At 68.3% G+C, this 1,605-nt stretch carries 2 protein-coding genes; both read right to left on the minus strand.

All coding sequences use genetic code 11. The features are described 5' to 3' along the window. Window positions 1–55 precede the first annotated feature (55 nt). Entirely contained in the window at window positions 56–1,186 is a 1,131-nt protein-coding gene (locus RMQ73_RS00005; RefSeq protein ID WP_310495899.1) for an L-lactate dehydrogenase, read from the minus strand. After that, window positions 1,183–1,605 (minus strand): amidohydrolase family protein (locus RMQ73_RS00010; protein WP_310495900.1); only part of this gene is annotated, 423 nt, incomplete at its 5' end. The genes RMQ73_RS00010 and RMQ73_RS00005, both read right to left, overlap by 4 nt.

Consider the following 1,605-nt stretch of genomic DNA (forward strand, 5'->3'; position numbering starts at 1 on the left):
GCTGGCGTTCAACTGGGCAAGGGCGATGGACAGGCGGGTGGTCATGTCCCGGTCTTTACGGCGTATCGGCGGCGGGGGCCAGACGGGTGCGACCCGTCAGCGCCATGGCGGTTTTCAACTCGGCATGCAGCAGCGCCAGCACATGGGCGACCCCGGCCTCCCCGCGTGCCCCCAGCGCCCATGCCCATGGCCGCCCGACCATGACGGCGCTGGCCCCGAGCGCCACATAGCGCAGCACATCCAGACCGGAGCGCACACCGCCATCGGCCAGCACCGGAATGCTGCCGCCCAGCCGGTCGAGAATCGCCGGCAGCGCCCGCACCGCCGAGATGGCGCCATCAAGCTGCCGCCCGCCATGATTGGAAACGACGATCGCATCGGCGCCGTGTTGCGCCGCCAGCGCCGCGTCATCGGGATGCAGGATCCCCTTGACGATCAGCGGCCCCGGCCAGCGCGCCCGTACCCAGGCCAGCCGGCTCCAGTCGGCGCCGGCATCGAAATTGCGGCCGATCCAGCCCAGATAATCCGAAAGCGGCGCGCGGGCGCCGACCAGCCCGGCAAGATTGCCCATGGCGATGGGCCGACCACGGACACCGACATCCCAGGCCCAGCGCGGGCGGGACGCCACCTGCGCGGCGCGGTGCAGCCAGCCGGCAAGGCCAGGCGCACCCGTCAGGCTGGAGCGAACATCGCGGTAACGCGCGCCCGGTGTCGGCAGGTCGACAGTCAAGACAAGCGCAGGGGCGGCCTGCGCGATCGCCTCGTCGATCATGGCGGCCACGGCACCGGAATCGCGCACCAGATACAGCTGGAACCAGGGCGGCGTGACGGCGGCGGCGACTTCGGCCAATGGGCAGACCGATACCGTGGAAAGCGTGAAGGGCACGCCAGCGGCATGCGCAGCACGGGCGGCCTGCACTTCGCCCCGCCGGGCATGCAGGCCGCCGAGCCCGACCGGCGCCAGGATGACCGGCATGGCCAAGGCCTGCCCAAGCAGCGTGATGGCGGTGTCGATGCGCGACACATCGACAAGCACGCGCTGATCAAGGTGGATGGCGGCAAGGTCGGCAATATTGGCAGCAAGCGTGGATTCGCCATAGCTGCCGCCATCGACATAATCGAACAGGAATCGCGGCACGCGCGCACGGCTGAGCGCGCGGTAATCGGCGATGCTGGCGGGTTTCACGGCGCCGTCTTTGCCTTTTCGCGCGCCACCTGATCGGCAACGGACTTCAGCAACGCCGGCGCATCAAAGACGATGGCGTCGCGGATGGTCCAGCGAATGCCGCCGACGCGCACGGTTTTTTGGGTGGCCTCGTCCAGCTTTTCAAAGCCGGTGCCGTATAGTGTCTTGAGGTTGTGCAGCGGGTTTTCCGGCGTGATGACCAGATCGGCGCGCATGCCGACGCGGATCAACCCGAAATCAGGCGCGCGGCCCCGCGGTTCCTCCAGGGTCGTGGCGCCGTTGATCGTGGCGCTCTGGATGACTTCCAGCGGCGCAAAACCGGCTTCGCGCAGCAATTCCAGTTCGAGGATATAGCCAAAACCCCAGGTCTGCCAGATGAAGCCGGGGTCGCTGCCGGTGGTGACACGCCCTCCCATATT

The organism is Sandarakinorhabdus sp. (assembly GCF_031430775.1).
Classification (GTDB): domain Bacteria; phylum Pseudomonadota; class Alphaproteobacteria; order Sphingomonadales; family Sphingomonadaceae; genus Sandarakinorhabdus.